We start from the raw sequence: 22,481 nt of genomic DNA, 5'->3' as shown, positions 1-22,481 counted from the left end.
TCTCTTCTCTTTAAGGGGTTATGCGTGTTGTGCAGTGAAATCTCTGGCCAACCGGTGGCCGGAGAACCATTCGGAGTCCGGCAGTAACGCGGTCAGCTGTTCAAGCGCGAGGGCGATCGCGAAGGGTGTGCCGGGGGCGAAGGTCGACACCCACTCGCCGTCGAATGCGCGGGACGGGCTGACCAGGACCCGCCCCGCGGCCGCGTCGACGATGCTCATCCCCACCTCGGTGGTGGCGTGCCGCCCGTCGCGATGGCAGCCGGCGACGATTTCGACGTAGCTGCGCGGCCCGTTGAACACCGACTCCACCACCCGCCGCGCCGGCTGCGGGATACCAAGGTAGTCAACGACTTCGGCCAGGGAGGCACCCGAACGCAGCCGCTCGTCGGCCCGCGCACCGACCCGCGTCGGCATGCTGAACTCGTCGAATCGGGCCGGCGGTTGCTGCGCGAGCCCGACGCCGAGGACCGGAACCAACGCACGCGGGTCATCGATGTCCATGGCGGTGAACGTGATCAGCTGCGCGCTGCGCAGCGCCACGATCGTCCTGGCGGTCGTTGCAGAGCGCTGCGCCACGATGCCGCGCAGCAGCTCCCCGGTGCCGGTGTCCTTGGCGGGGCCCACGTAGCGCAGGTCGAGCCATCGCTCCGGGAAGCACACCACTCTGATCCAGTCGGCCACCGCCGGGTGGACGACTCCACCCTCCGATACCAGACCCAACTGGGTCAGCTCGGCCTTCTGACGCTCGAGAAACGCGTGGCGTTGCGCGGCATCGCTATAAGGCGAGGTGATCGCGAGCACCCACGGGAAGCTACCCGCCCCAATGGTTTCCGCTATGAACCACGCGTGATCGACCGTCAGTTCGACGGCGTTCGGCTCAGTGTTCATGAAACAAGGATTAACCGCCCCATTTGGCGGCTTCGGCCTGGTCCCGGGCGAGCATGGACATGGTGTTGGATTCGTGGGTGCTGGCCATCGCCTGGTAGGCCCGCACCAGGCTCTCCATGGCCTGGTTCCACTGGGCCTGCCACGCCTGGTAGGTCATACCGGTGTCGCCCTGCCAGGCGTTCGACAGCGTTGCCTGCTCGCTGGCGATGTCCGAACCGAGCCCCTGCAGCGTGCCGGCGTAGCCGGACATGTCGGCGGCGTGGCTCAACATCGCCGGGTAGTTGTACATGATCTGGGACATGACAAGTCCTTTCGCGGTTGGTGGCGTCTGAAGCGGCTGGATCAGAAGGCGGTGTAGCCGGAAGCGGCGGCGGCGTCGGCGGCCACGTAGGTGCCCGCGGCGTCGCCGAGGTTGGCCTGTGCGATGTCCAGCAGGGTGTTGACCCGGGCGGCGGCTTCGACGAAGCGGGCGTGCGCGGCCTGGAACGCGGCCGAAGACTCGCCCTGGTGGAACGCCTGCGCCGACATCGCTTCCTGCTCGGCCTGGCTGATGGTGCTGCGCATCAGGGCCGCCTTGGCGCTGAATGCTGATTGCGCGGCCACCAACTGCGGAATATGAGCGTCCAACATACTCATGTTGATTCCTTTCTGTTCGGTCTCAAGGGGTTTCGCTGACTGGCGAGCATGGTGCTGACTGCGTTAGCCCCCTTCCCTCGGCTCGGTCGGATGCCCCGGGTCTCGGTCCGCCTCGTGGTCCCAGGTGCCGGGCATCATCGGTATCCTTGGGCCGCCGCCGAATTCGCCGTCGGTGAGCTTGGTCAATCCGGCCGCGCGGAAGGCGTTCTCCTTGCGCGCGGTTCCCGCGAAGCCCAGCGTTCCGGCCCCCGCGCCCGATGCCACCGCCGCGGCCAGGCGCTCCTCGTCACCGTAATCCGGTGGTATGCCGATGTCGGACTCCATATCCAGGTATTCGTCGCCGTGGTCGCGCATTGCGGCGCGCCGGCGGCGCCGCGCACGCGCCTCGGCCCGGCTGGCCGCCGCCGCGCCGGCCGCAGGGATGGTCGCCGCCGGCGCCTTGGCACCACCGCGACCGCCCAACGTCGGGCCGATGCCGGGGTCCGGGTCGCCGCCGTAGGCGACCAGGTAAGCGAGAGTGCTCGGTGCCGGCGTCGCGGCGGGTGCGGGAGCCGCACCGGAGCCCGCGGCAACCGAACTGGCCGGGGCACCAGCGGGACTCGCGACCGTCGGGGCCAGCGCAACCGCCGGCAGCGACGACGCCGGCCTGGTCGACGTCACGAGCGGTGTCGCGGCGGCGCCGGCCGCCACCGGCGCGATTTCGGCGGGCGCGGAAAGCAAGGAACTCAGGCCGATTCCGAGCAGCAGCGGGATGAGGAAGGGTGCGGTCAGGATCGCACCCCAGGTCGGCCAGCCGACGGCGTTGAAGAACACCTGGTAGGCAACGAAGAACAGCAGTGGACCGTTGGCGGCCAGAAACGCCGGCAGGTTCGAGAAGAAGTTTTGCAGCATCTGCTGGATGTTCTGGAAGAAGTCCTGCAGGAACTTGGACAGCTGCTGGATGAGGTTCTGCCACCAATCCCCGGGCGTGTTCTGCGAGGCGTCGGCCGCGAGACTGTTGGCCTCACCGCCCGGACGCACGATCGACGGCGCCGGGGCGCTGCGCGGCGCGGCGGCGAGCGCCGCCCCCGAGGTGGCCTGATAAGCGCCCATCACGGTGGCGGCCTGGACCCACATCCGCGCATAGTCGGCCTCGTTGAGCGCGATTGGAATCGTATTGACACCAAAGAAGTTCGTCGCCACCAACACCCCGTGCACGGCGTGGTTGGCGGCCAGCTCCCCCAGCGTCGGCATCGCCGTCAGGGCGGCCGTATACGCCGCCGCCGCGATCTCGTGTTGCATGGCCACGCCCGCGCTGTCGGCACTGGCCTGCTGCAGCCACGCCAGATACGGCGCGTGCGCGGCCGCGTACCGCTCGGCGCTGGGCCCCTCCCACGCCCCCGCCTGGGCCTCCCCCAGTACCCCGGTGAGTTCGGCTGCCGCCGTTGCATATTCGGTGCTCAGCGCGGTCCACGCGCCCGCGGCCGCCAGCAGCGGCCCCGGTCCAGGACCGGCGCTCAGCAGCGTCGAATGCACCTCGGGCGGCGAGGCCATCCAAACGGGGGCAACGGGCGACGTCATTTCTCAGGCGCCCGCGAACCCGTACGTCGCGGCGGCCGAGGTGTCTCCGGCGAGATAGCTGGCGCCGGCCTCGCCGACGCCCACGCCGGCGCGGCCGAGCTCTTCCACGCCCTGGGCGGCGACCGCGGCGTGCTCCTGGCCCTGCGCACTGAACCCGACGGCCGTCTGCAGCGACACCGGATCCACCGCCGGCGGTACCACCGCGGTGATGGCCGGAGCGGCCGCCGCATGGGCGGCCGCCAGCCGCGCCGTCAGCGCCTCCACCGCCGCGCTGGTCGCGGCCAGGCCCTCGGGAACCACTCGCAACGTCATGACTCTCCCCTTACTGTTGCGTTTCACCAAACATCGCGGCCTCACCCACCAACGGATTGACCAACTGCACGTACGTCGGACTATCGCTGTCGCCCAACAAGATTGCCCGCCCGGCCGGCAATCGGCCGAATCGCTGACCCCGGATCTTGCCGCTGTCCTGCGGATTGCCCGCCAGCATCAGCGTGGTCGCCTGCAGGTCGTTGAAGCGGCGCAGCAGCGGGTTGGTCATCAGGGCGTGCCCGGATCCGGTGGCCCGCGCCGTGACGATCACCCGCAGGCCCAAATCGGCCGCCTGCGAAAGGATCCCGATCAGCGGGGACCACGGCCGCTGCCCGATGTAGGGGCCGCTCATCGCCGGCGAGTCCGGTATCTGGTCGACGTCATCGATGATCAGGTAGTGGGTGTGCCCCGCGTAGGTCCAGCGGGCCAGCTCACCGGGCGACAACCCCGCCGGAGGGCGCCGCGACTCGATGATGTTGGCCAACCCCAGCATCGCCGGGATGATCCGGTCGATGTTGGCGGTGTACTCGTTGTCGGCGAACAACGGCTCGTCGACCAGGTGCAGCCGCCGGTCCAGCACGGTGAACGCGACCTGGTCGGCCGTGGAGTTCTCGCGGATGGTGCGAATGATGTTGCGCAGCAACGTGGTCTTGCCCGACTTGCTGTCGCCGAACACCATCAGCAGCGGCTCGTCGGCGAAGTTGACGACGACGGGTGCGAGATCGTCCTCGCGCTGGCCGATGACCACCTGCTCCGGGCCGCGGTAGAGCGCACCGACCGCCTCGGGGGCGAGGTTGGTCGGCAACAGACGCACCGGCGGCGCGGCCACCCCCGGGTGGCGGGCGTTGAGCGCGGCAATCTGGTCCAGCTCAGGCGCGGCGAACAGGAAGTGCTCGGCGGCCATCGTCAAGCCGCGACCCGGCTGGTCGTGCGGCACGGATTCCGCGGGGCGCCGCAGCGCGCCGACGAGCCGGACGTTGCTGTCCCGCGGATCGTGCAGCTTGAGCTCGAGGCGCAGTCCGAGGCCGTCGCGCATCGCCAGCGGCACCTCAAGCCAGCTCGGGGTGGTGATCACGACGTGGATGCCGTAGGCGAGCCCGATGTTGACCAACTCGCTCACCTTGGCCAGCAAGGGATTACGGGTGTTGAACTGGTCGGTGTTGTCCCGGCCGAAGGCGTACAGGTTGTCGATGACCAGGAACACCTCGCCGTACCCGTCGTCGGGGGCGGCGCCGTGCCGGTCGCGGAACACCTCGCGCCGCTGCCGCGACAGCAGCAACTGCTCCAGCTCCCCGAAGGTGCGCCGGATGCGCTCGGGTTCCAGTGCGGAGGCCACGCTGCCGACGTGCGCCAGGTCTTCCAGCGCCCGCAGCTTGCCGCCGCCGTAGTCCAGGCAGTAGAACGTGACGTCGCGTGGCGAGTGCAGGCTGGCCGCCGACAGGATGAACGTCTGCAGCGCAGTCGATTTCCCGGACTTCGGGCCGCCGTGGATCACCATGTTTGCCGCCGACGAGGTGGCGTCGAACATCAGCGGGTCGCGGCGCATCTCGAAGGGTTTGTCGATCTCACCGAGCGGCCACTGCCACTGGCGCTGTGGCACCCCGGCGCGCGCCAGCACGGCGGTCAGCGGGATCGGCTCGTCCAGCGGCGGCAGCCACAGCTGCGGTGCACGCGGGCCGTAGCGCGCCAACTGGTCACCGATGGTGGCGATCAGCTTGCGCGGCGGTCCGGTGAATTCCTCGTCGTCGGCCGCCGAGATCACCGTGTCCTGATCCGGCTCGACCCGCCCGGCCGTGAACAGCTTGGGCTCCGGGGTTGCGTGCACCACAAAGGCTTTGGCCTTCTGCGGCGGATCGTAGATGCCGTCGACGTAGGTGCTGCGGAACTTGATCGGGGTCGCGCCCGGGGCGGGCACCAGGAAGCCCACGCCCTTGTGCTCCTTGCCCGATTCGATGTGGTACGCGTCCTCCACGCCGATGATCTGGCGGGAAACACTGGGGCTGGCCACCTTCAACCCGATGCGGTAGGAGGTGTTCTTGTCGATGTCCTTGATCTTGCCCACGTCCAGCGTCTGCGACGCGAACAGGATGTGGATGCGGAACGAGCGGCCCTTGCGCGCCACGTAATCGAACAACTCCGCGTATTCCGGGTGATCGGCCAGCATCAGGGTGAACTCGTCGGCGACCACGAACAGCGTCGGGATCGGCGGAAGATCTTCGGCGCCCGGCGCACCCGAATTTTGCGCGTCCTCGTACTCCACCACCGAGTTGAACGCGCTGCCCTGCACGCGGCGTCCGGCCTCACGCAGCAGCGTTTCGCGGCGGGCGACCTCCCCGCGCAAGGTGTCGGCGAACCGGTCGGCCAGCGACTTCTTCTCGGCCATGTTGGAGATCACCGCGACGACCTGCGGGAAATGGCGGAAACTGTCGGCACCGGCTTCGCCCTTGAAGTCGGCGTAGATCACGATCAGCCGGTCCGCCGAGTGAGTTGTCAACAGCGACAACAGGATCGACATCAGGGTCTGGGACTTTCCGGAGCCCGTCATACCGATCATCAGGCCGTGCGGGCCCATCCCGCCCTCGGCTTCGTCCTTCAGGTCGAAGAACAGCGGCTCGCCCGTCGCGGTGACGCCGATGGGTACGCGCAACTCGTCTTCGCGTTGGCGCGGCGCCCAAAGTGTGGGCACGTCCAGCCGGGAGGCGTCCGGGATGCCCAGCAGCGTGGTGAAGGTCGCACCGCGGGTAGCCGCCGAGCGCAACCCGGTGTGGGTCGGGTTGGAGTCCCAGCGCGACAGTTGGCGCGCCAGATGGGCGGCCTCGTCGGCGCCGAGCAGGTCGGCGTCGTCGATATAGGGCTGCCAGCCGCCGGTCTGCCAGCGCTCGATGGCGCCCGCCCGGCTGCCCCCGCCGACACGCAGGATCGGCTTCTCCGGATCCGAATACTGCTCGCGGTGCGGCGGTGTCGCGGAGCGGTGCACGACGGTGACGCCCGCCCGGCCCAGCGCCAACGTCGAGGTGTTCAGGTCGAAGTCGGGGTCGTCCACCACGATGACCAGATGCCGCAGCGCGTCGGCGGGCTCCCCGGTGAACGCCGGGCGGTCGACGAACGCGGGGCCCAGCAGCAGGACGAGCTCGTCGGGGTTGGTCGTCAGGAAACGGGCCGGGCCGACGCCGTCGAGATCTCCCGGAACATCGGTGTGCGGAAGCCATTTCAGCCAGGACCAGTCCGGGCTCTCCAGGTCGCGGGTGACCAGCGCCACCCCCAGCACCGTCGGGTCGTGCCACGTCACGGCCTGGGCGATCCAGGCGCGCATCGCCGCCCGCGCGTCTTCCGCCTCACCCAGCACGGTGATCCGCGAGACCTTCGTCAGGTCGATTCCGGTCGGCACGTCCCGCACGATGCGGTGGGTGTCGAGCAGGCTGCGTAATGCGCTGTGCGACACCGGCTCCAGGTCGATTTCGTCCGCGGTGTCGTTCACCCGCAGCGCGGTGCTCAGCGGTACGTGGTGGCGGCCGGCCCGCAGCACCAGGAAGTCCGGGTCGTGCGGGTCACGCTCCCACTGCCGGCGCGATCCGGGCACGCTCGCCAGGGCGGTCGGCTCGGGGTGCGACCACTCGGCCGCCGCCCGCTGCTGGGCGGCCTGGGTGCGGATGTTGTCGCGGACCACCGACAGGTAGCGCAGGTAGTCGGCGCGTTCGGCGTCGACCTCCTCGGTGCGCGTCTTGTTGTCGTTGCCGCGGTACATCGCGGTGGCCGCGAGCAGCAGCACGAACGGGAAGAACAGCGTCTGCGGGGAGATCAGCCGCATCCCGGTGGCGAACAGGGCGACGACCATGCCCACGATCAGGATCACCAGCACATAGGGCATCGCCCGGCGCAGGAACGACGGCGGGATCACCCGCGGCAGCTCGGGGGGCGCCTCGATGTTGATGGTGCCCTTGCGGGTAACCGGGGGCGCCAGCCGGCGGCGGGCTTCGAAGATGAGTCGGCTCATCGGGGCGCTCCCTCTGCTGATGCCACGCGGCCGGGCTTGTTGTCGGGTGCCAGCCCGTCGTGCGCCAGCAGCGCGTCGGTGCGCGACAGCGCCGGGCCGCTGGCGAACAGTGCCAGCACCGACCACGGGACGGGCACCGCCGGCTCCGTCAGGCCAAGGGCCTCAACCGTTTTGCCACGCCCGGCGGCCGAGTTCTCCGCCTCGTTGTCGATGCCGTAGCGAACCCCGGTGTCGGACACCCAGAACAGCGACCCGGTGCCGGGCGCGCCTGCGCCGCCGGTGACGGTCTGGGCGAAGTAGCCGGTGCCCGGCGCCAGGGCGACGCGGGTGGCGGTTGCCGGGGAGGCGCCGACCAGGTCGACGGTGCGGATCGATTCGGGCACCGGCAGCGCGGAGCCGGACAACAGGCTCAGCGAGCTGGTGGCGGCACCGGCAGGCTTATTCCAGTAGGCGCAGGTGACGGGGTCCTTGGCCGCGTCGACCAGGGTGACCTGCTGGTCGGGGTAGCGCGAGGTGTCCAGCATCCGGGACACCGGCAGCTTGGCGACCGCGTCGGCACCCAGCCGCGGCGGTTGGTCCAGGCCATAGGAGTTGGTGTTGCGCAGGATCGCCGCGAGCACCGGGGAGATGGGCTGCAGGCCGTCCGGCAACACCGCGTAGTAGCGCGCCGCGCCCGACGAATTCTGTTCCAGCGCATAGGAAACCACGACCGCCCCGATCGGCACCGGCACGCTGAAGCCGGCCGGCGAACCGGCGTTCGGGATGCCCGGTGCGGCAAGTGGCGGCGCTTCGGGGATCGCGTTGAACAGCCCCAGCGCGATGGGCCGCGGCGCGGGCACGTCGGAGTTGTTCAGGCCCAAGCCAAGTGCGTTGGTGACCGCGTGGTCGGCCAGGTTGATCTGGCTGCGCCTGCCGTCCCAGAGCAGCCAGGCGCTGTTGCCGCTATCGACCAGGATCGCCTGTTTGGCATCGATTTTGGCCGCCCGCGCGCCGCCGCTGTCGGGGCGGCCCGCGATCACCGTGACACCCGTGCTGTGCACGGCGCGCGACGTGCCGCCGATGCCGTCGCACACGGTCCAGTTGGCGTCGCGAGTGGTGTTTTGCACCATGCGTTCTGGCGCGCCGGGAATGCCGATCAGGTTGCCACGCGGAAAGCGGTCAAGCTCGGTGCTTTTCACCGTCGCGGGATTCACCGGCTTCCCGACGATCAGGCGGGCCGACGTCAGGTTGAGCACCGGGTGCAGCTGGTCGCCTACCCGTACGTACAGGGCGGCGGTCGATCGATCGGCGAGCACCGCGTTGGTCCCCGCGGTCCCATTGGGCCGAATGAGCGAGAACACGAAGCAGCCCGCCAAGCCGGTGGCGAGCAGGACCACGCCCATCAGCACCGCGCGCGACTGGGTGCGCAGCGGGTCGACGAGCATCCTGGTGTCGTGCAAGGCGATGCCGGAAGCGATGCGCCGCATCACGAAGCGCCAGCCGGTGACCTGGTGGCGGGTGACGAAACCGCGGCGGTACTCGACCTGGTCGGGATTGTCGTTGACCGGGGTCCGCGAGGCGAACGAACGCCGGTCGTCGGCTTCAGGATTCGTCATGCCGGCACCGACAGCCCGAGGCCACGCAACAACGGCTCCACCGAGTTCTCGACGTCTTGGTCGGTTATCGTCATCAGCTCCTCGTCACTGAATTCCCCGGTCCCGGCGTGATCCGAATGGTCGAGCCGGAATTCTCGTTCTTCCTCGGAGCGTTCGACGATGTTGCGGACGAATCGACCGTTACCGGCGATGTCCAAGTTGCGCCGCGAGATTCCGTTGGCGTCCGGCGTCGACTCGGTGGCCAGCCTGGTGAACAACGCCTCCATGTGGTCGAGCGCGGCCTGTTCGAAGACGCTGTCGCGCTGTTCGGCCATCTTGGTCGCGATCTCGACGAGCTCCGACGGTGCGTAGGAAGGGAAGTCGATGTTGCGGGTGAACCGGGAACGCAAGCCCTCGTTGGTGTCCAGGAACTTGTCCAGGTCGGCCCGGTATCCGGCGATGATGACCACCAGCCGGTCGCGGTCGTTCTCCATCCGCGCCAGCAGGGTATCGATCGCGACCAGCCCGAAGTCGTTCTTGGCGCCCGTCGCCACCAGGGCGTAGGCCTCGTCGAGGAAGAGCACCCCGTCGAGCGCGCTGTCGATGATCGCGTTGGTCTTGGCCTCGGTCTCACCGATGTGCTGACCGATCAGGTCGGCACGGTGTACCTCTCGGATGTTCTCCCGCTTCAAAAGCCCAAGGCCGCAGTAGATCTTGGCGACCACACGGGCGATGGTGGTCTTACCGGTGCCGGGCGGCCCGGCGAAGACGAGGTGGTGGGCGCGCTGCGCGACGGCCAGCCCACGCTGCTTGCGCACGAGCTCCATGGCGACCGAGCTCTTCAGCCGGGACACCTGGTTCTTGACCTCGTCCAGGCCGATGAATTCGGCGAGCTGGAGTTCGGCCTCGTGCAGCAGCACGGACTTGCGCTCGTGGGCCGCCGGGTCGACGAAGTCCTCCGCGCTTGGCTCGGTGTCCAGATCCCAGGGATCGGTGCGCGCCTCGATCCGGGCCGCGGTGGTGGTCGCGATCCCAAAGCTGGTGTCGGACAGGGCCTGTTCGATCTGTTCGTTTTCCGGATGGGCCGCGTAGAGGTCCTGCAGCACTTCACTCGCCGAATCCTCGTCGACGTGTGCGCGCAGCACGAGCGCCTTGGCGAGCGCCCCGTCGACCGCCGCGACCACGACGGGACCGTCGGGCTCCTCGAGGTACGACAGCGCCGGGGCGAACATGCCCAGCCGCGCCAGCGCGGTGCCCAGCGCGATCTTGGCCGCGTGGGAGAAGGCCTCGTCAAGCTCGGCGTCGTTGACGACTGGCGTCAACAACTTGACGACGTCCGACCACCGCTCGGCGCGGTAGTTGATGACGACGTCGACCCATCGGGCTTCGCGCCAATTGGGGCGGCGCGCGGTCAGGCCGGTGACGATCTGGTCGGCCTCGGCGAACCGGCCGGCCGTGGCCAGGGCCGCCGCGTAGGCGAGGTGGAAGTCGTCGGGGGTGGCGGCACGGAACTGCAGATACAGCCCGGTGTCGTAGCGGAACCCGAGCGCCCCGGGTGTCAGGTCCACCTTGCGCTGCAACGTGCCCGCCGTGGTCGCGGTCTGCGACACCGCCTCTAGAACCCGGAGGGATACGTCGCCGGCGGCCGCCAGCCCGGTCCAGGCGTCGCACTGGTCGTGGGCGATGCGGGTCAGCGCGGTGAAGCCGGACCGCGCGGCGGTGAGGTCGGCCGGGCGCTGGCGTTGGTACACGGAGATGCCGAGCGCGCGGCAGCAGGTGGCGAAGCGGCTGACGACGTCGCCGTCAACCCTGACGTCCGCTCGGGAATTGACGGGTTGAGCGGCGAGCACGCCGATGTCACCGAGTTCCACGGCCACGTCTCTCCATTTGTGTAGCCTCCCCTAACTTGACCCGCCTGAAGTTAGCATTGCATAAGCTAAGTGTCGAGGCGCGAGCGCCTGTTCGACTCACCACACCACTCCCAGTTCAATGCCGCTAATGAGGATGCTAACCAGCGAAATCAGCCGCATTTTCGGTCTATCTGCAGCCGCAGTAGGTTGGCAGGCCGTTGTCAGCGCCTTCTAAGCGGCCGAGCTTATCGAAAATCATTTTCATTATCAATCCGAAGGCCCCCCGCAGCGCCGGTCGCCGGACAAGCCAATAGTCGTACGCCGTAGGTGAAAAGTTCCGGTCCCGAGCAAGCCGATACGGGCTCCGCTAGTCCGGCTCCCAGGAGCCCGGCAACATGGGCAGCGTCGGGCCGCCGCCGAACTCGTCGCCGGCCAGCGTCGCCAGGCCCGCCGCGTCGGCGCCGCCCTTGCGCGCCGTTCCGGCGAAACCCAGCGGCCCGGCGCCGCGATCCGATGCGACCGACCACCCCGCGTCGTCGAGCGGATCGCCCGCTGAGTCGGTATCCGGATCCAGGTCCACGAACTCGTAGCCGCGGTAGCGATCTTTCATCGGCGCCCGCCGGCGCCGGCGGGCCCGCTGCGCTTCCCGTGCCGACGCCGACGCCGCCGCCGCGGCCGCGGCCGAATCGGGCTCCGGTGCCTTGCGTCGCGCGCGGGCGCTCGCGCCCGTACCGGAGCCCACGGTCGGACCGCCGACGATGTACGGAAAGGCGGCGCCACCGACACCGGTGGACGGCGACGGTGGGGCTGCGGTTGCCGGCGCCGAGGCCGACGCGGGTGACGGGGCCGACGTCGGGGCCGAAGACGGCGCTGGCGCCGTAGCCGGGGCAGCGCTCGCGACGACCGGAGCGCCGCTGACGACGGGCGCATTGGGTGCCGGGGCCAACGCCACCGGTGCCGGCGCGGCGACGGGCGCTGGGGCCGGCTGGATTCCGGCCATCAGACTTAAGCCCGCTACGCCCCCCGCAAATCCGGCCGGCATGATGAACGGAACGGCAGCAAGTTGCGGGAACGCCTGAAGGGCCTCGCCCACGTGGGTGAACTCGTCAGCGATGAGTCCGGCAGGCCCGAAAATGTCTTGTAGCAAATCCTCTATTGCGTCGGCCGGGTCCGTGGGAAACTCCGCTAAATCTCTGGCTATAGTCTGGAAAATCTCGGTGAATCGGTTGATCCACCAGCTCAGCTGGTACGGGTTACCGCCGTCGTTGTCGACGATTCCGTCGTCGTCACTGTCTTGGCCGCTGTCGGTGGCCTGCACGATTTGTGGCGCCGGGTCGGTCTGCGGTGTCGACGCCACCGCCACGGTCGAGACCGCCTGGTATGTGGACATCGTGGTGGCCGCCTGGACCCACATCCGCGCGTAGTCCGCCTCGTTGACCGCGATCGGAATGGTGTTGACGCCGAAGAAGTTCGTCGCCACCAGGGCGCCGTGAATCGTGTGGTTGGCGGCCAGCTCGGGCAGCGTCGGCATGGCAGCCAGCGCCGCCGTGTAGGCCGTGGCCGCGGTCTCATGCCGGGCGGCGGCCGCCGCGCTGTTGGTGCTGGCCCGCATCAGCCAGGCCAGGTAGGGCGCGTGGGCGGCCGCGTACTGCTCGGCGGTGGGCCCCTCCCACGCCCCGGCCTGCGTCGCGGCCAGGGTCGCGGACAGCTCGTCCGCCGCCGACGCGTAGGTCGTGCTCAGCGAACTCCATGCCGCCGAGGCGGCCAGCAGGCCCGCCGGGCCGGGACCGCTGCTCAGCTGAGCCGAATGAACCTCCGGAGGGAAAGCCATCCACACCGGCGAGGTCATCCTCGGTCACCCGCCGAGCTATCGATCAATGCGCATAGTGCCATGCCGGGACTCCTCGCCGGGCTGAGAGCGACGTCGTCCGGGCTGTTGGGCGACGCACGGATGAGCCCGGTAGTAGTCGGGGGGCGGCGCGCAAAAGTTCCGGCGCGCGCTCAACTCATGGAAAAGTCATGGAAAGCCCGGCGACTCCGGGCTCCCGGCGTTCAGCCTTTGACGGCGCTCACCAGGGTGTTGCGCGCCACCATCGACCCGGCTTCGGCGTCAGCCTCGGGCACCGGCCGGCCGTTTTCCCGAAGGTAGTCGGCCAGCCGGGTGCCGACCGCGTTCCAGCCCCGCTCGCCGAACCATTCGGTGGCGGGCGCGATCCGCTCGTTGTACACCAGCTGATAGAAGGGCCGTTCCGCGCCGGCGGCCATCGCGGCCCGTTCCTCCTCGCGTTTCGCCTCGAAGTCGTCCTGGTCGAGCGGGGCGCCGTCCTCGACGGCGACGTGGCTGCCCGGGGCGGCCAGGCCGTCGATGCCGGTGAACAGCTGCTCCTGCGCGGCGGCGGGCAGGTAGATGAGCAGGCCTTCGGCTATCCAAGCCGACGGCTTGGTGGCGTCAAAGCCGCTGTCGCGCAGCGCCTGTGGCCAGTCGTCTCGCAGGTCCACCGCGATCTCCCGGCGCTGGGTCTTCGGTTCCGCGCCGTGGTCGGCGAGCACCTGACGCTTGAAATCGAGGACCTGCGGCTGGTCCAGTTCGAAGATGGTGGTCCCGGCCGGCCAGTCCAGGCGGTAGGCGCGGGAGTCCAGCCCCGCCGCCAGGATGACCACCTGGCGAACACCCGCGTCGGCGGCCCGGCGGAAGTACGCGTCGAAGTATTTGGTGCGGGCACCCTGGAAGTTGACGAAGTGCTCGCCCCAGTCCGGGGTCTTCAGCTGGTGGTCGGGCAGTTTGCCGTCCAGGACGTCGGCCGCCCACCCGCCGACGGCCCGGCAGAACACCTCCGCGTAGGCGTCGACGACCAGCGGGTTCGGCTTCTGCGCCTCCAGCGCTCGGGCGGTCGCCACGAATAACGCCGTCGAACCGACACTTGTTGTGATGTCCCAGGTATCGCCTTCGCTACGCACAAAGTCGACATTACCGGCGGCCGGCGACGGGCGACGTGCCGCTTCAGCGGATTTGGTTGCTGAGCTTGGTGACCAGCGCGGTATTGAGATAGCTGGTGGCCGCGGGGCCGCCGGCGTTCAGCGCGGCGATGGTGGCGGGGTCGTCCACGATGACGAGGGTGCCGCCGAAACTGCCGTACTTTGCGGGCAGACCGGCGTAGCCACCGCCGCCGGCAGCGGGGTCGGTGCGCAGCAAGAGCATGACGTCGCTGCGTTGAGCGGCATAGTCGACGTCGTTGATGTCGAACGGGACTTGCGGGGGGCCACCCGGGCTGCGCTTGTAGTGCGTGTTGTAGGTGAAGCCGATGCTTTCCAGGTAGCCGCTCGGCGGCGACGGGGTCGCGGCGGCGGTCGTGCCGGCGCCGGTGTAGTTGACCGCGACGATGGATTTGCCGGAAAAGACTCCATGCTCGGAACGGATCGTGTTCTGCTCGGATTGCGCCTTGTCGATTAGGTCTTTGGCGGCCTCGGTGCGACCGAGGGCGGTGGCGATCCAATTCAGTTGCGTCTGCCAGGTCCAGTCTCGGGGGTTGTCGGCGGGTTGGGTGAGGGTGGGTGCGATGGCCGCCAAGGAGTTATAGGTGGGCTGGTCGATATCGCCGGTGTCGATGATGAGGTCGGGTTTCGCGGCGGCGATGGCGCCGGTGTCGGCCGCGGCGAACACCGGTGGGGATGAATGGATTAACGGCTGTAACCAGCTCGGCACTGTCGCGTTGGCGGCGTTCATCAGGACGGGTTGGGCGCCCAGCGAGAGGACCGCGTCGGGATCGCCGGGGCCCAGTGCGGCGATAGCCACCGGCCGGTGCTGCAGTTTGATGGTGCCGAACTTCGTGTTGAGGGTTTGCGGTTGGTAAGGACCCGGGCTCCCGCTGGTACGGCCGAACAGGTGAATTCCCAACACAATTGCCGCGACCAGCACCGCAACGAGGGCTGTCGCGGCCACGATGAGGCGAGCGCGTTTGCGGCGCTTGGCTTTCCATACGGAACCGGGTGCCCCGGCCGGTGGTGGCGAGGGGGGAGCGCTTGCGAAGTGCTGGCGCGCAGCATGGTTCGGGTCCCACACCGGGCCGAAGGCCGCCGGGGTGGGCGGCAAGGTCGGTGGATAGGTAACGGTGGGATTGGTCGGGTTGCTTGCCGGTAGCCCGCTGGGCCCGGTGGGCGGCGCCGGCGCGGGACCGTTGGTCAGCGCGGCGGCGGTGGCGGCGGCCAGCGCGCCCGCGGTCTGGAAGCGCTGGTCGGGATCTTTGGCCAGGGCGCGCGCGATCACGTCGTCGATCGCGGGCGCCAGGGTGGGATTGATGTCGGTGGGGCGCGGGACGGGCCGCATCAGGTGTCCGGCCAACATCGCCGACAAGGAGTTGTCCTCGTAGGGGGTGCGGCTGGTCAGCAGCCGAAACAGAGCGCAACCCAACGAGTAGATGTCACTGCGGTGGTCGGCCGGGCGGCCCTCGATGGTCTCCGGGGCGGCGTAGGCAGCGGTGCCGACCATGGAGCCGGTCGCGGTCAAGCTTGTGGCGTCATCGAGGGCGCGGGCAATGCCGAAGTCGGCCAACAACACCCGTTCGTGGTCGGTGCCTGGCGCGAAGACCAAGAAGTTGCCCGGCTTGATGTCCCGGTGCAACACCCGCCGCGAGTGGGCGTAGTCGAGCGCGGCGGCGACGTCGGTGATGATGCGCACGATGCGGGCCGGAGTGAGATTCGCGCGGTCCAAATCGTTGGCGGCGGTGCCTTCGACGTACTCCATGGCGATCCACAGCTGGCCGTCGTCGGTTTCGCCGCGGTTGTACACCCGCACGATGTTGGGGTGGTTCAGCGTGGCGGCCAGGTCAGCTTCGCGGGTAAACCGGACTCTGAATTGGCGGTCCACCGACAGCTCGGCGGACAGGATCTTCAGCGCGTCATTGCGGGGCAGCGTGGGGTGACGGGCCAGATACACCGTACCCATGCCACCGGAGCCCAGCACGCCTTCGATGCGGTATCCGGCGATGATGGTTCCGACAGCAAGAGGCATTAGGGGCTCATTTCCCGGTCAGCATGCGATATTGGGCGGCCATCATCTGATGCAGCGCGTTCTCTTGCTCGCTTTGCATCTCGTAGGCGTAGCGATCCGCGCGGGCCACGCACCAGTAGCCCAACGTTTCGTTGAAGCACTTCGCCTTGGGCATGCCGCTGATTCCGCCCACCTGATGCGGCCCGGTCATATCGGCGACGATGCGCGACGCCGCCCCGGCGTCGGGGGTTTGATAGACCCTGGTTTCCAGGACGTACGCAACCTGCTGCACATTGGCGGATTTGAACAAGGCCTGCAGGTGAACCGGGTCGCCGGTCTCCAGGAGTAGCGCTCCGTGCGCGTCATAGATGCCGTCGTTGATCGACTCGTTTTCTTGTCGGGGCGCCACGGTGCGTGACATCAGGCCGTCGGGATCCAACGGCAGGTGGGCTATCTGATCCGGCGGGGTGGGCCTGAAGCTCTCGATAGAGGGCTGCTGCAAATCCAGTGCGGTGGCGATCAATTGAGCCGCGGCATCAGCCCTGTCGGCCGATGTCGCCGTTTGTGCCAGCACGTACTGGCCGTGGGCGGTCAGGGCGGTCACCGAAAACCGTGGACCGCCAGGTTCTGGATATTGCGCGGTCCACTGGTAGGTCAGCGCGGCCGTCGCCGGATGATGTGGAATCGAAAACGGTTGCGTGGGAATCGGTTTGGCCTCGAAGGGCATGGTCAAGGCGGCGCCTTTGGCGACCATGTCGGCGACCGCGGCCGTCGCATCGGCCGGGCTGCCCAGTTCCAGCACGATGTTGAGCAGCCCTTTGTAGGCGCCTTTTTCGGTGTGGCGCGAGCCGGAAAATCCAGCCATCAGGTTGTGGCCGTTGAGCCCCTCGCCCATCGGGCTGCCCAGCAGGGCGCTGACCGCGTCGGTATCTTTGACCACGCCGGAATCGATTTGCGCATAGTCGATCAGGTCGGCGTCAACCTCCCAGGGGCCCACCACGGCGCCGGCCAGGCGGCGCCCTTCGGCCCACCCGCCGCGCAGCGCGTCGCCGGCGACGCCCAGCGGTGGGCGGGGTGTGGCGGGAAAGTTCCCGGCATCAAGTAGGGCGAGGTCGACGCCGTCGGAACTGTCCGCCCCGGGGGCTTTGACAGCGGTCCCCGGGATGGTCGTACTGCACGCCAACGTCACCGCCGCGACCGCGGCGGCGAGGGCCCACAGGCGGACGCGGCGCGTCATGGCGCTGTCAACATCAGATATTGGGCGGCGATGATCTGGTGGGCCTCGACCTCTTGAGCGGCAGTGGCTTTGAACGCGTAGCGGTCGGCGGTGGCGATGCACAAGAAGCGCACGGAGCCCAGCTCCGTGCTGTCGAGGCCGCGGTCAAAGCAACGCGCCGATGGCAGCCCATTGATGCCGGGGGCGGAGTGGTAGCCCAGGAAGGGCACGTCCATCCGGGCGAGCCCGTCGGCCGCCCGCTGGGCGCCGGTGGGATCGACCGCCTCGTAGACGGTGGTGCGGTCGGCGGCGACGTGGCCGATGCCCGCGTCGCTGTACATCGCTTGCGTCGCCACGGGATCAGAGCGGAAATGCAGCGCGCCGTGCGGTGCATAGACCGCGGCCTGGTTGACGCCGGGGTCGGTGGCCGGCACGGTGCGGGCCAGCAGTCCAGTTGGGTCGGCGGGCAGGGCGGCCAGCTGGTCTACCGGTGTGGCTTGGAAGTGGTCGGCCAGCGGGCCTTGCAGGTCCAGGGTCTTGGCAACCATGTCCGCGACCGCGCCGGCGCTCTCTTTAGAGCCGGCGAACTGGAAGAACACGTACGTGCCGTGAGCGGTGAACGCTTCGGCTTCAAAGCCTCCGGACAGGGGCGCCACGTTGGCAACTGTGTTGGGGTAGTGCGGGATTGACAGCCGGGTGGCCGGGATGTTGCCCGGCCGGACGGTGGCCATGTCGGCGGCCGCCATGGCCGCGGCGGCGTCGATGGCGTCCTGCGGGCTGGGGAAGCGGAACACGCCGTTGTCCAGGATCTTGGGTTTGTCAGTGGGCGGTTGGCCGCGTGGAGGCGGCGGCGTGACGCGCCCGCTGACGAAGCCGGCCACGAAGCCATGCGCAGCGGCGATCGCGGCGATCGAATCACCACGCACCAGGGCCGAGAGCCGCCCCGGCTCGGGAAGCGCGGTGGTGGGCGCGATTTCGGCGCTCAGTGGACTGATCAGCGTCCCGTCCACCTGCCAGGGGCCCGCCACCATGTCTGCCATCCGCTGGGCTTCGACGCGGCGACCGGCTGCGTCGTCGGCGACGGTGCCCAGCGGTGGCCGCGGTCGACGGGGGTAGTTACCGGGGTCGAGCAGCGCCACGTTGGCCGCCGCGGGCGCCGGGCCGCCGGACTTGACGGCGCTGCCGGTGACCACCGTCGAGCAGCCGGTGCCCAGGGCGATCACCGCGGCCGCCGTGGCGATCAGCAACCGGGCAGACGATGCCACGCGTGGCCGCGCACCAATTCGGTTATCCACCTCGCGGATTCGGTGCCATTCGGCTCCGGCAGCGTCCAACTGGGCCGTCCCGTCCGGATAGTCGATCGCGGCGTCGGCGGAATCCACTTGCCGGGCACCCGGCCGGCTCACCAACGCGGCCACCAGCTCACGGGCCGATCCGTCGGGAGCGGTCGCGCGGCGCGTGCCCATCCCCCATCCCCTATCCCCTCATTTCGGCGCCCGCTGCCGGCCACCTGTGGCGATCCCGACCAGACCAGCAGAATGGTAGTTGCTGCCACCAGCGCATCAGATCCGTTCACTGATTTTGCTCACCATTGCCCTGGCGACATCACTCGCGTTCTTACCCGGAGCGGTCGCCGTGTCACGGAAGTAGGTGGCGGAGACGTCCACGATGCGACGTTGGGCGCCAAACGCATCCAGCTCATCGCCCCCTCCTTTCTCACTGTCGCGGAAATGTTCAGCGGGTGGTGACGCGCTCGGCCATCCTGGTGGCGATGGTGATCGCTTGATCGGTGCGGTTCTCACCGCAGCTGCGCACGTCGATCACGATGTTGTTGCGCGCGGTCAGGGCGCGTTGGCACTGCCACCCTCCACCGCCTTCCTGGGTGTTGGTGATGCTGAGCATGCCGTCATGGTTGGCGGCGGTGCCCGCTATCCAAATGCTGCTTGGGTGTCCCCGTTCCGTGAGGTGCAAGGTGGCACCGTTGCATTTGGGCCAGGCCTGGGCTTGTTTGGCCGCGAAGTCGTTGGCCGCCTTGGCCGTGGCGAAGTAGATCGCGGCGCTGTGATTGCGGTGCCGAGCGCCGTCGCGGTCCTGCAGGGACTGCGTTCGCACCCCGATCCAGCCGCTGTTGTCGAGCTCTGAATCCAGCGCGGGGGTGTGGACCTCGCTGCACTCGGGGCGGTCGGTGCTCACCCCGCTGTAGGCGTAGTCGTCCTTGCCGTTGTCGCCAGGCGGAGGCCCGATGTCGGTTGTGCCCTCGATGGTGTTGATGGTCGCCACATCCAACATCAGCCCGGGCAGCGCCGACAACGGCACCGTTGGCGCCTGCGGCGCTGGACCTGGGTCGACCGGCGCCGCGGATGGGGCCGGCGCGGGCATCAGCGTCGAACTGTCATCGGGGCTGCTGGCGACGTTGATCATCAGGCCGGCACCCACCACGGCGACCACGACCGCGGCCCCGATGGCGATCCGGGCCCAGGTGGGCTGGCGCCGACGGCGCTCCGGGGCGAGCGAGGGTCGGTAGCCGGGGCGCGGCCCCCAGGTGGGCATCCCGGGCGGCGCGGGGGGCGCGCCGGGCGGGCCCGCGTACGCGAACGGCCGGCGGGGCAAGACGGTAGTGACCTCCTCTCGGGGCCCGGGGACGACTGGCGCCGTCCGGGCAGGTCCGTAGGCGCCGCGCGATACCGGCGGGGCGCTTCCCGGCGCGGGGTGCGTGGTGTTGGCCGTAGGCGGGTGCGGGTGGTGGGGCATCGAGTGTCCTTCGGGATGAGGAACTGGTGGGGTAGCGGGATCGGAACGGCGTGGCCGGGCCGTGAGGACCGGCCCGCCGTGGTGATGGGGCCCGCCCGACGCGGCAAGGTCGCGCTGCATGCTTCAAATTGAAACATAGCGCTCGGCGCTGCGCAACGTTTTTAACCGTTGCACCGCTGCGTTTTTATTGCTAGCGTCTGCGTCATACCCGGACGAGCTGGCAGGAGGACCCCGACATGAGCGCTGTTTCGCTGCGACACCAAGCTGGACCGAAAAGCGGCGCCCCCGATCAGGACACCCCCGGACGCCGACCCCGCTTCGTTCCCGTGGTGCGCTGGGTAATCCTCGCCGCGGTCGCCTTGACTCTGTTGCTGAGCGGATGCACCGCCACCAGCACCGGGCACCCCGCGGCCGCCCCGGACCTGGGCCGCTGGCAACCGCCCGCGATCCTGCCCCAGCACCTCGCCGATCTGCTGCTGAAGGAAGACGACGTCAACACGATCGGCCACACCACCGGCATGGCCGTACGCAAGCCGGTGACGCGGATGTGGCACGACGACGAGATGGTCACCAACCCCGGCTGCGTGGACACCTACTCACCCGCCGAAGCCACCGCCTACCAAGGCACCAACTGGACGGCGCTGCAAGGGCAGATACTCGATGACGCCACACCTGCTGCACGCGAGCATGCGCTGATGCAGGTCCTGGTCGGCTTCCGTGACGCCGATTCGGCCCAGCAGTTCTTCAGCAAGTCCAAGGCACGCTGGTCCGGCTGCGCCAACCGCTCCATCACCATCACCCCGCCCGGTCACGCCCCCACCACCTGGGACCTCGGCGAGCTGCAGGCCACCGACACCTCCTTGGCCATCCTTCAAACACAGCCCAGTGGCCGCGGCCCGATCTGCCAACGCGCCATGGGGCTGGTCAACAACGTCGTCATCGACACCCTGTGGTGCGGATTCGACACCACCAGCCAAGCAAGCGACATCGTCTCCAAAACCACCGCCACGATCTCACAGGCCTGACCGACCCGTCGCAACATCCATATCTTAAACCGTCGCGAAATACCCACTGCCCCAACATCTTACGGAGTAAGAATGCCTCAGCCACACCCCCACTACCGACAGCCCTACGGGTACCCCCAGGCCTATCCCCCGGTGGCGCGGCCAGTCCACGCACCCGCGCACCGGGTGCCGCAGGCCGGCTACCCACCCCCGCCCCCTACGGGCAACCAACCGCTCTTCCAGGTACGGATCAGAAAACACACCGGCGCGATCATCCTGATGTTCAACCAGACCTACACCGTCACAGGAACTTTCGCCCAATGCGAAGCTGCACTGCACGACGCTCTATTGCACAATCTGCTCGCCGGTTGGTGGAGCATGGCTTCCATCTTGGGCTGGAACTGGTTTGCCTTACTCGAAAACCACAATGCGCGAAAGAATCTGCGACGCCAGGCCGCCCAGGCCTACGCCGCCGCACGCCCGGCTCCCTGGACGCAGTCGGCGGCGTCGCCCCGCGCGACACACGGATGATCGCGCCGCAGCGCGTCAACCGATCGGCAGCTGCGCGATGAGGTTTTCAATGGCCCGGGCGGCTTCGGGGGCTACGGTGCGCTCCGCCTCGGCATCTTCGAGGACGGACGCCGGCAGTCCCGCGCCGTTGGCCGCTTCCTCGAGGCTCAGTTCCGCCCGGTGACGGGCGCCGTAGAGCCGCTGGCCCAGGGTGGCCGCCGGCGAGCGTGCCGCCCGCATCATCAAGTCGTTATAGCTGCGCCGCACACTGCTCAACGCCAGGATGACTGACGGACTGCCTTTGGCGTTGCGCGCAGCGCTCGATGCCAGCCTCTCGAGCTTGCGCAGATCGGCCAGGATATTGGTGGCCCTGGGAGTGAAATCGGGATCGGCCGGTTCGGGCAATCCAGAGACGGCGGTGGTGAGGGTGTGCATGGCCAGTTCCACCGTCTCGGCCATCAGCGGCGCCTGAATCGAGTCGGCCAATACCTCGGTGGCCTCGTCGCGGCGAGCCCCCGTGGGCACCCCGGGTTGGCCGGCGCCGCCGGTGGGCGCCGGAACCGCCCCGCGCCGGATGCGCGTGATGTGGCCCGTCGGCCATTCCAGCACCTTCTCCAGCCTCTCCAGCGTCGAGCGACGCGGCCAGCTGCGGCCCTTCTCGAAGTTGATGAGGGCGCCCGCGTTGATGATCCCGTCGCGGTCGAGGCTGCGCTGGGAGATCCCCAGCTGCTGGCGGCGTTCAGCGACCGCGCTGCCGGCGCGTATGACGCCGGGGTCGCTTTGGCCGTCCCACCACTGTTCGTCCTCGGCTTCGAACGGACGCACCACCTGGGTCGACTCCTCGAGCGTCACTTCCGACGGGCGCTGCGGGATCAGGGTCACGGCCGCCCCGTCAGGCGCCCCCAGACAGATGGTGGTGACGCCGGTGATCGATACGGAGTTGCGGCGAATCCCGTCGACGAACATCCCGTTGCCACTGGTGTCGAAGGCGTGCCAGCCGTCGCGGTGCGGTTCGAGCCGGACGTGCCACCGCGAGACCCTCTCGTCGTCCACCTGAACCGCGGCCCCGGCGTCTCTACCGATGACGGCGACGCCGGCCGCAGGGTGCAGCGTGTGCGTCGCATGCCCGATTCGTACGGTCAGCGCGGTTGTCGGTTGGCCGGACGTCAATTGTCGCTCCTCGCTCCGGTGGGCTCACT

17 protein-coding genes are annotated in these 22,481 nt (G+C 68.8%); 2 read left to right on the top strand and 15 right to left on the bottom strand.

Annotated features, from left to right (window positions below; translation table 11 throughout):
• Positions 1-18: 18 nt before the first annotated feature.
• The 14 genes from A5758_RS13120 to A5758_RS26420 form a co-directional block, all read right to left on the bottom strand.
• A complete protein-coding gene (locus tag A5758_RS13120) occupies positions 19-888 on the bottom strand; it encodes an ESX secretion-associated protein EspG (RefSeq protein WP_067740498.1) in 870 nt (289 codons plus the stop codon).
• A 10-nt stretch (positions 889-898) separates the two neighbouring features.
• Complete coding sequence (locus A5758_RS13115) at positions 899-1,189, bottom strand: WXG100 family type VII secretion target (protein ID WP_066947446.1); 291 nt, start codon at positions 1,187-1,189, stop codon at positions 899-901.
• Positions 1,190-1,230: 41 nt separating this feature from the next.
• Positions 1,231-1,524, bottom strand: coding sequence for a type VII secretion system protein EsxG (gene esxG / locus A5758_RS13110; protein ID WP_066947442.1), 294 nt, complete (start codon positions 1,522-1,524; stop codon positions 1,231-1,233).
• Positions 1,525-1,587: 63 nt separating this feature from the next.
• A complete protein-coding gene (locus A5758_RS13105; protein WP_067740496.1) occupies positions 1,588-3,084 on the bottom strand; it encodes a PPE family protein in 1,497 nt (498 codons plus the stop codon).
• A 3-nt stretch (positions 3,085-3,087) separates the two neighbouring features.
• Positions 3,088-3,396, bottom strand: coding sequence for a PE family protein (locus tag A5758_RS13100; RefSeq protein ID WP_067207722.1), 309 nt, complete (start codon positions 3,394-3,396; stop codon positions 3,088-3,090).
• 10 nt (positions 3,397-3,406) lie between these two features.
• The gene (gene eccCa / locus A5758_RS13095) at positions 3,407-7,390 is read right to left on the bottom strand and encodes a type VII secretion protein EccCa (RefSeq protein ID WP_067740490.1); all 3,984 of its coding nucleotides are present in this window, start codon (positions 7,388-7,390) and stop codon (positions 3,407-3,409) included.
• Positions 7,387-8,985: a type VII secretion protein EccB gene (eccB, locus tag A5758_RS13090; RefSeq protein WP_067740488.1), complete on the bottom strand. Its 1,599-nt coding sequence runs from the start codon at positions 8,983-8,985 to the stop codon at positions 7,387-7,389. The genes eccCa and eccB overlap by 4 nt, the downstream gene beginning before the upstream one ends.
• On the bottom strand, positions 8,982-10,835 hold the full coding sequence (gene eccA, locus A5758_RS13085; RefSeq protein ID WP_067740536.1) for a type VII secretion AAA-ATPase EccA: 1,854 nt from the start codon (positions 10,833-10,835) through the stop codon (positions 8,982-8,984). The genes eccB and eccA overlap by 4 nt, the downstream gene beginning before the upstream one ends.
• Before the next feature lie 346 nt (positions 10,836-11,181).
• On the bottom strand, positions 11,182-12,663 hold the full coding sequence (locus A5758_RS13080) for a PPE family protein (protein ID WP_067740486.1): 1,482 nt from the start codon (positions 12,661-12,663) through the stop codon (positions 11,182-11,184).
• A 203-nt stretch (positions 12,664-12,866) separates the two neighbouring features.
• The gene (locus A5758_RS13075) at positions 12,867-13,772 is read right to left on the bottom strand and encodes a class I SAM-dependent methyltransferase (protein ID WP_067740484.1); all 906 of its coding nucleotides are present in this window, start codon (positions 13,770-13,772) and stop codon (positions 12,867-12,869) included.
• A gap of 43 nt (positions 13,773-13,815) precedes the next feature.
• Positions 13,816-15,822, bottom strand: coding sequence for a serine/threonine-protein kinase (locus A5758_RS13070; protein WP_067740482.1), 2,007 nt, complete (start codon positions 15,820-15,822; stop codon positions 13,816-13,818).
• A gap of 7 nt (positions 15,823-15,829) precedes the next feature.
• A complete protein-coding gene (locus A5758_RS13065) occupies positions 15,830-17,038 on the bottom strand; it encodes a hypothetical protein (protein WP_067740479.1) in 1,209 nt (402 codons plus the stop codon).
• The gene (locus A5758_RS13060; protein WP_231987302.1) at positions 17,035-18,483 is read right to left on the bottom strand and encodes a hypothetical protein; all 1,449 of its coding nucleotides are present in this window, start codon (positions 18,481-18,483) and stop codon (positions 17,035-17,037) included. Before A5758_RS13060 ends, A5758_RS13065 begins: the two co-directional genes overlap by 4 nt.
• A gap of 268 nt (positions 18,484-18,751) precedes the next feature.
• Positions 18,752-19,768 carry a sensor domain-containing protein gene (locus A5758_RS26420; protein ID WP_197503927.1) on the bottom strand — a complete coding sequence of 339 codons (1,017 nt, stop codon included), beginning with the start codon at positions 19,766-19,768 and terminating at the stop codon, positions 18,752-18,754.
• Between the two features lie 236 nt (positions 19,769-20,004).
• On the opposite strand from A5758_RS26420, the gene A5758_RS13050 reads away from it, so the two are divergent.
• Both A5758_RS13050 and A5758_RS13045 read left to right on the top strand, forming a co-directional pair.
• On the top strand, positions 20,005-20,793 hold the full coding sequence (locus A5758_RS13050; RefSeq protein ID WP_082939672.1) for a sensor domain-containing protein: 789 nt from the start codon (positions 20,005-20,007) through the stop codon (positions 20,791-20,793).
• 72 nt (positions 20,794-20,865) lie between these two features.
• Positions 20,866-21,303, top strand: a complete 438-nt coding sequence (locus tag A5758_RS13045) for a hypothetical protein (protein ID WP_197503926.1) — start codon at positions 20,866-20,868, stop codon at positions 21,301-21,303.
• A gap of 15 nt (positions 21,304-21,318) precedes the next feature.
• Here the strand turns inward: A5758_RS13045 and A5758_RS13040 are convergent, their stop codons facing one another.
• Entirely contained in the window at positions 21,319-22,452 is a 1,134-nt protein-coding gene (locus A5758_RS13040; protein ID WP_082939671.1) for an FHA domain-containing protein, read from the bottom strand.
• Positions 22,453-22,481: the final 29 nt, after the last annotated feature.

Origin of the sequence: Mycobacterium sp. 852014-50255_SCH5639931, from assembly GCF_001665605.1 — a bacterium.
Classification (GTDB): Bacteria; Actinomycetota; Actinomycetes; order Mycobacteriales; family Mycobacteriaceae; genus Mycobacterium; species Mycobacterium paraffinicum.
The sequence above is the reverse complement of the archived record's forward strand: the minus strand, read 5'-3'. Positions and strand labels throughout refer to the sequence as shown.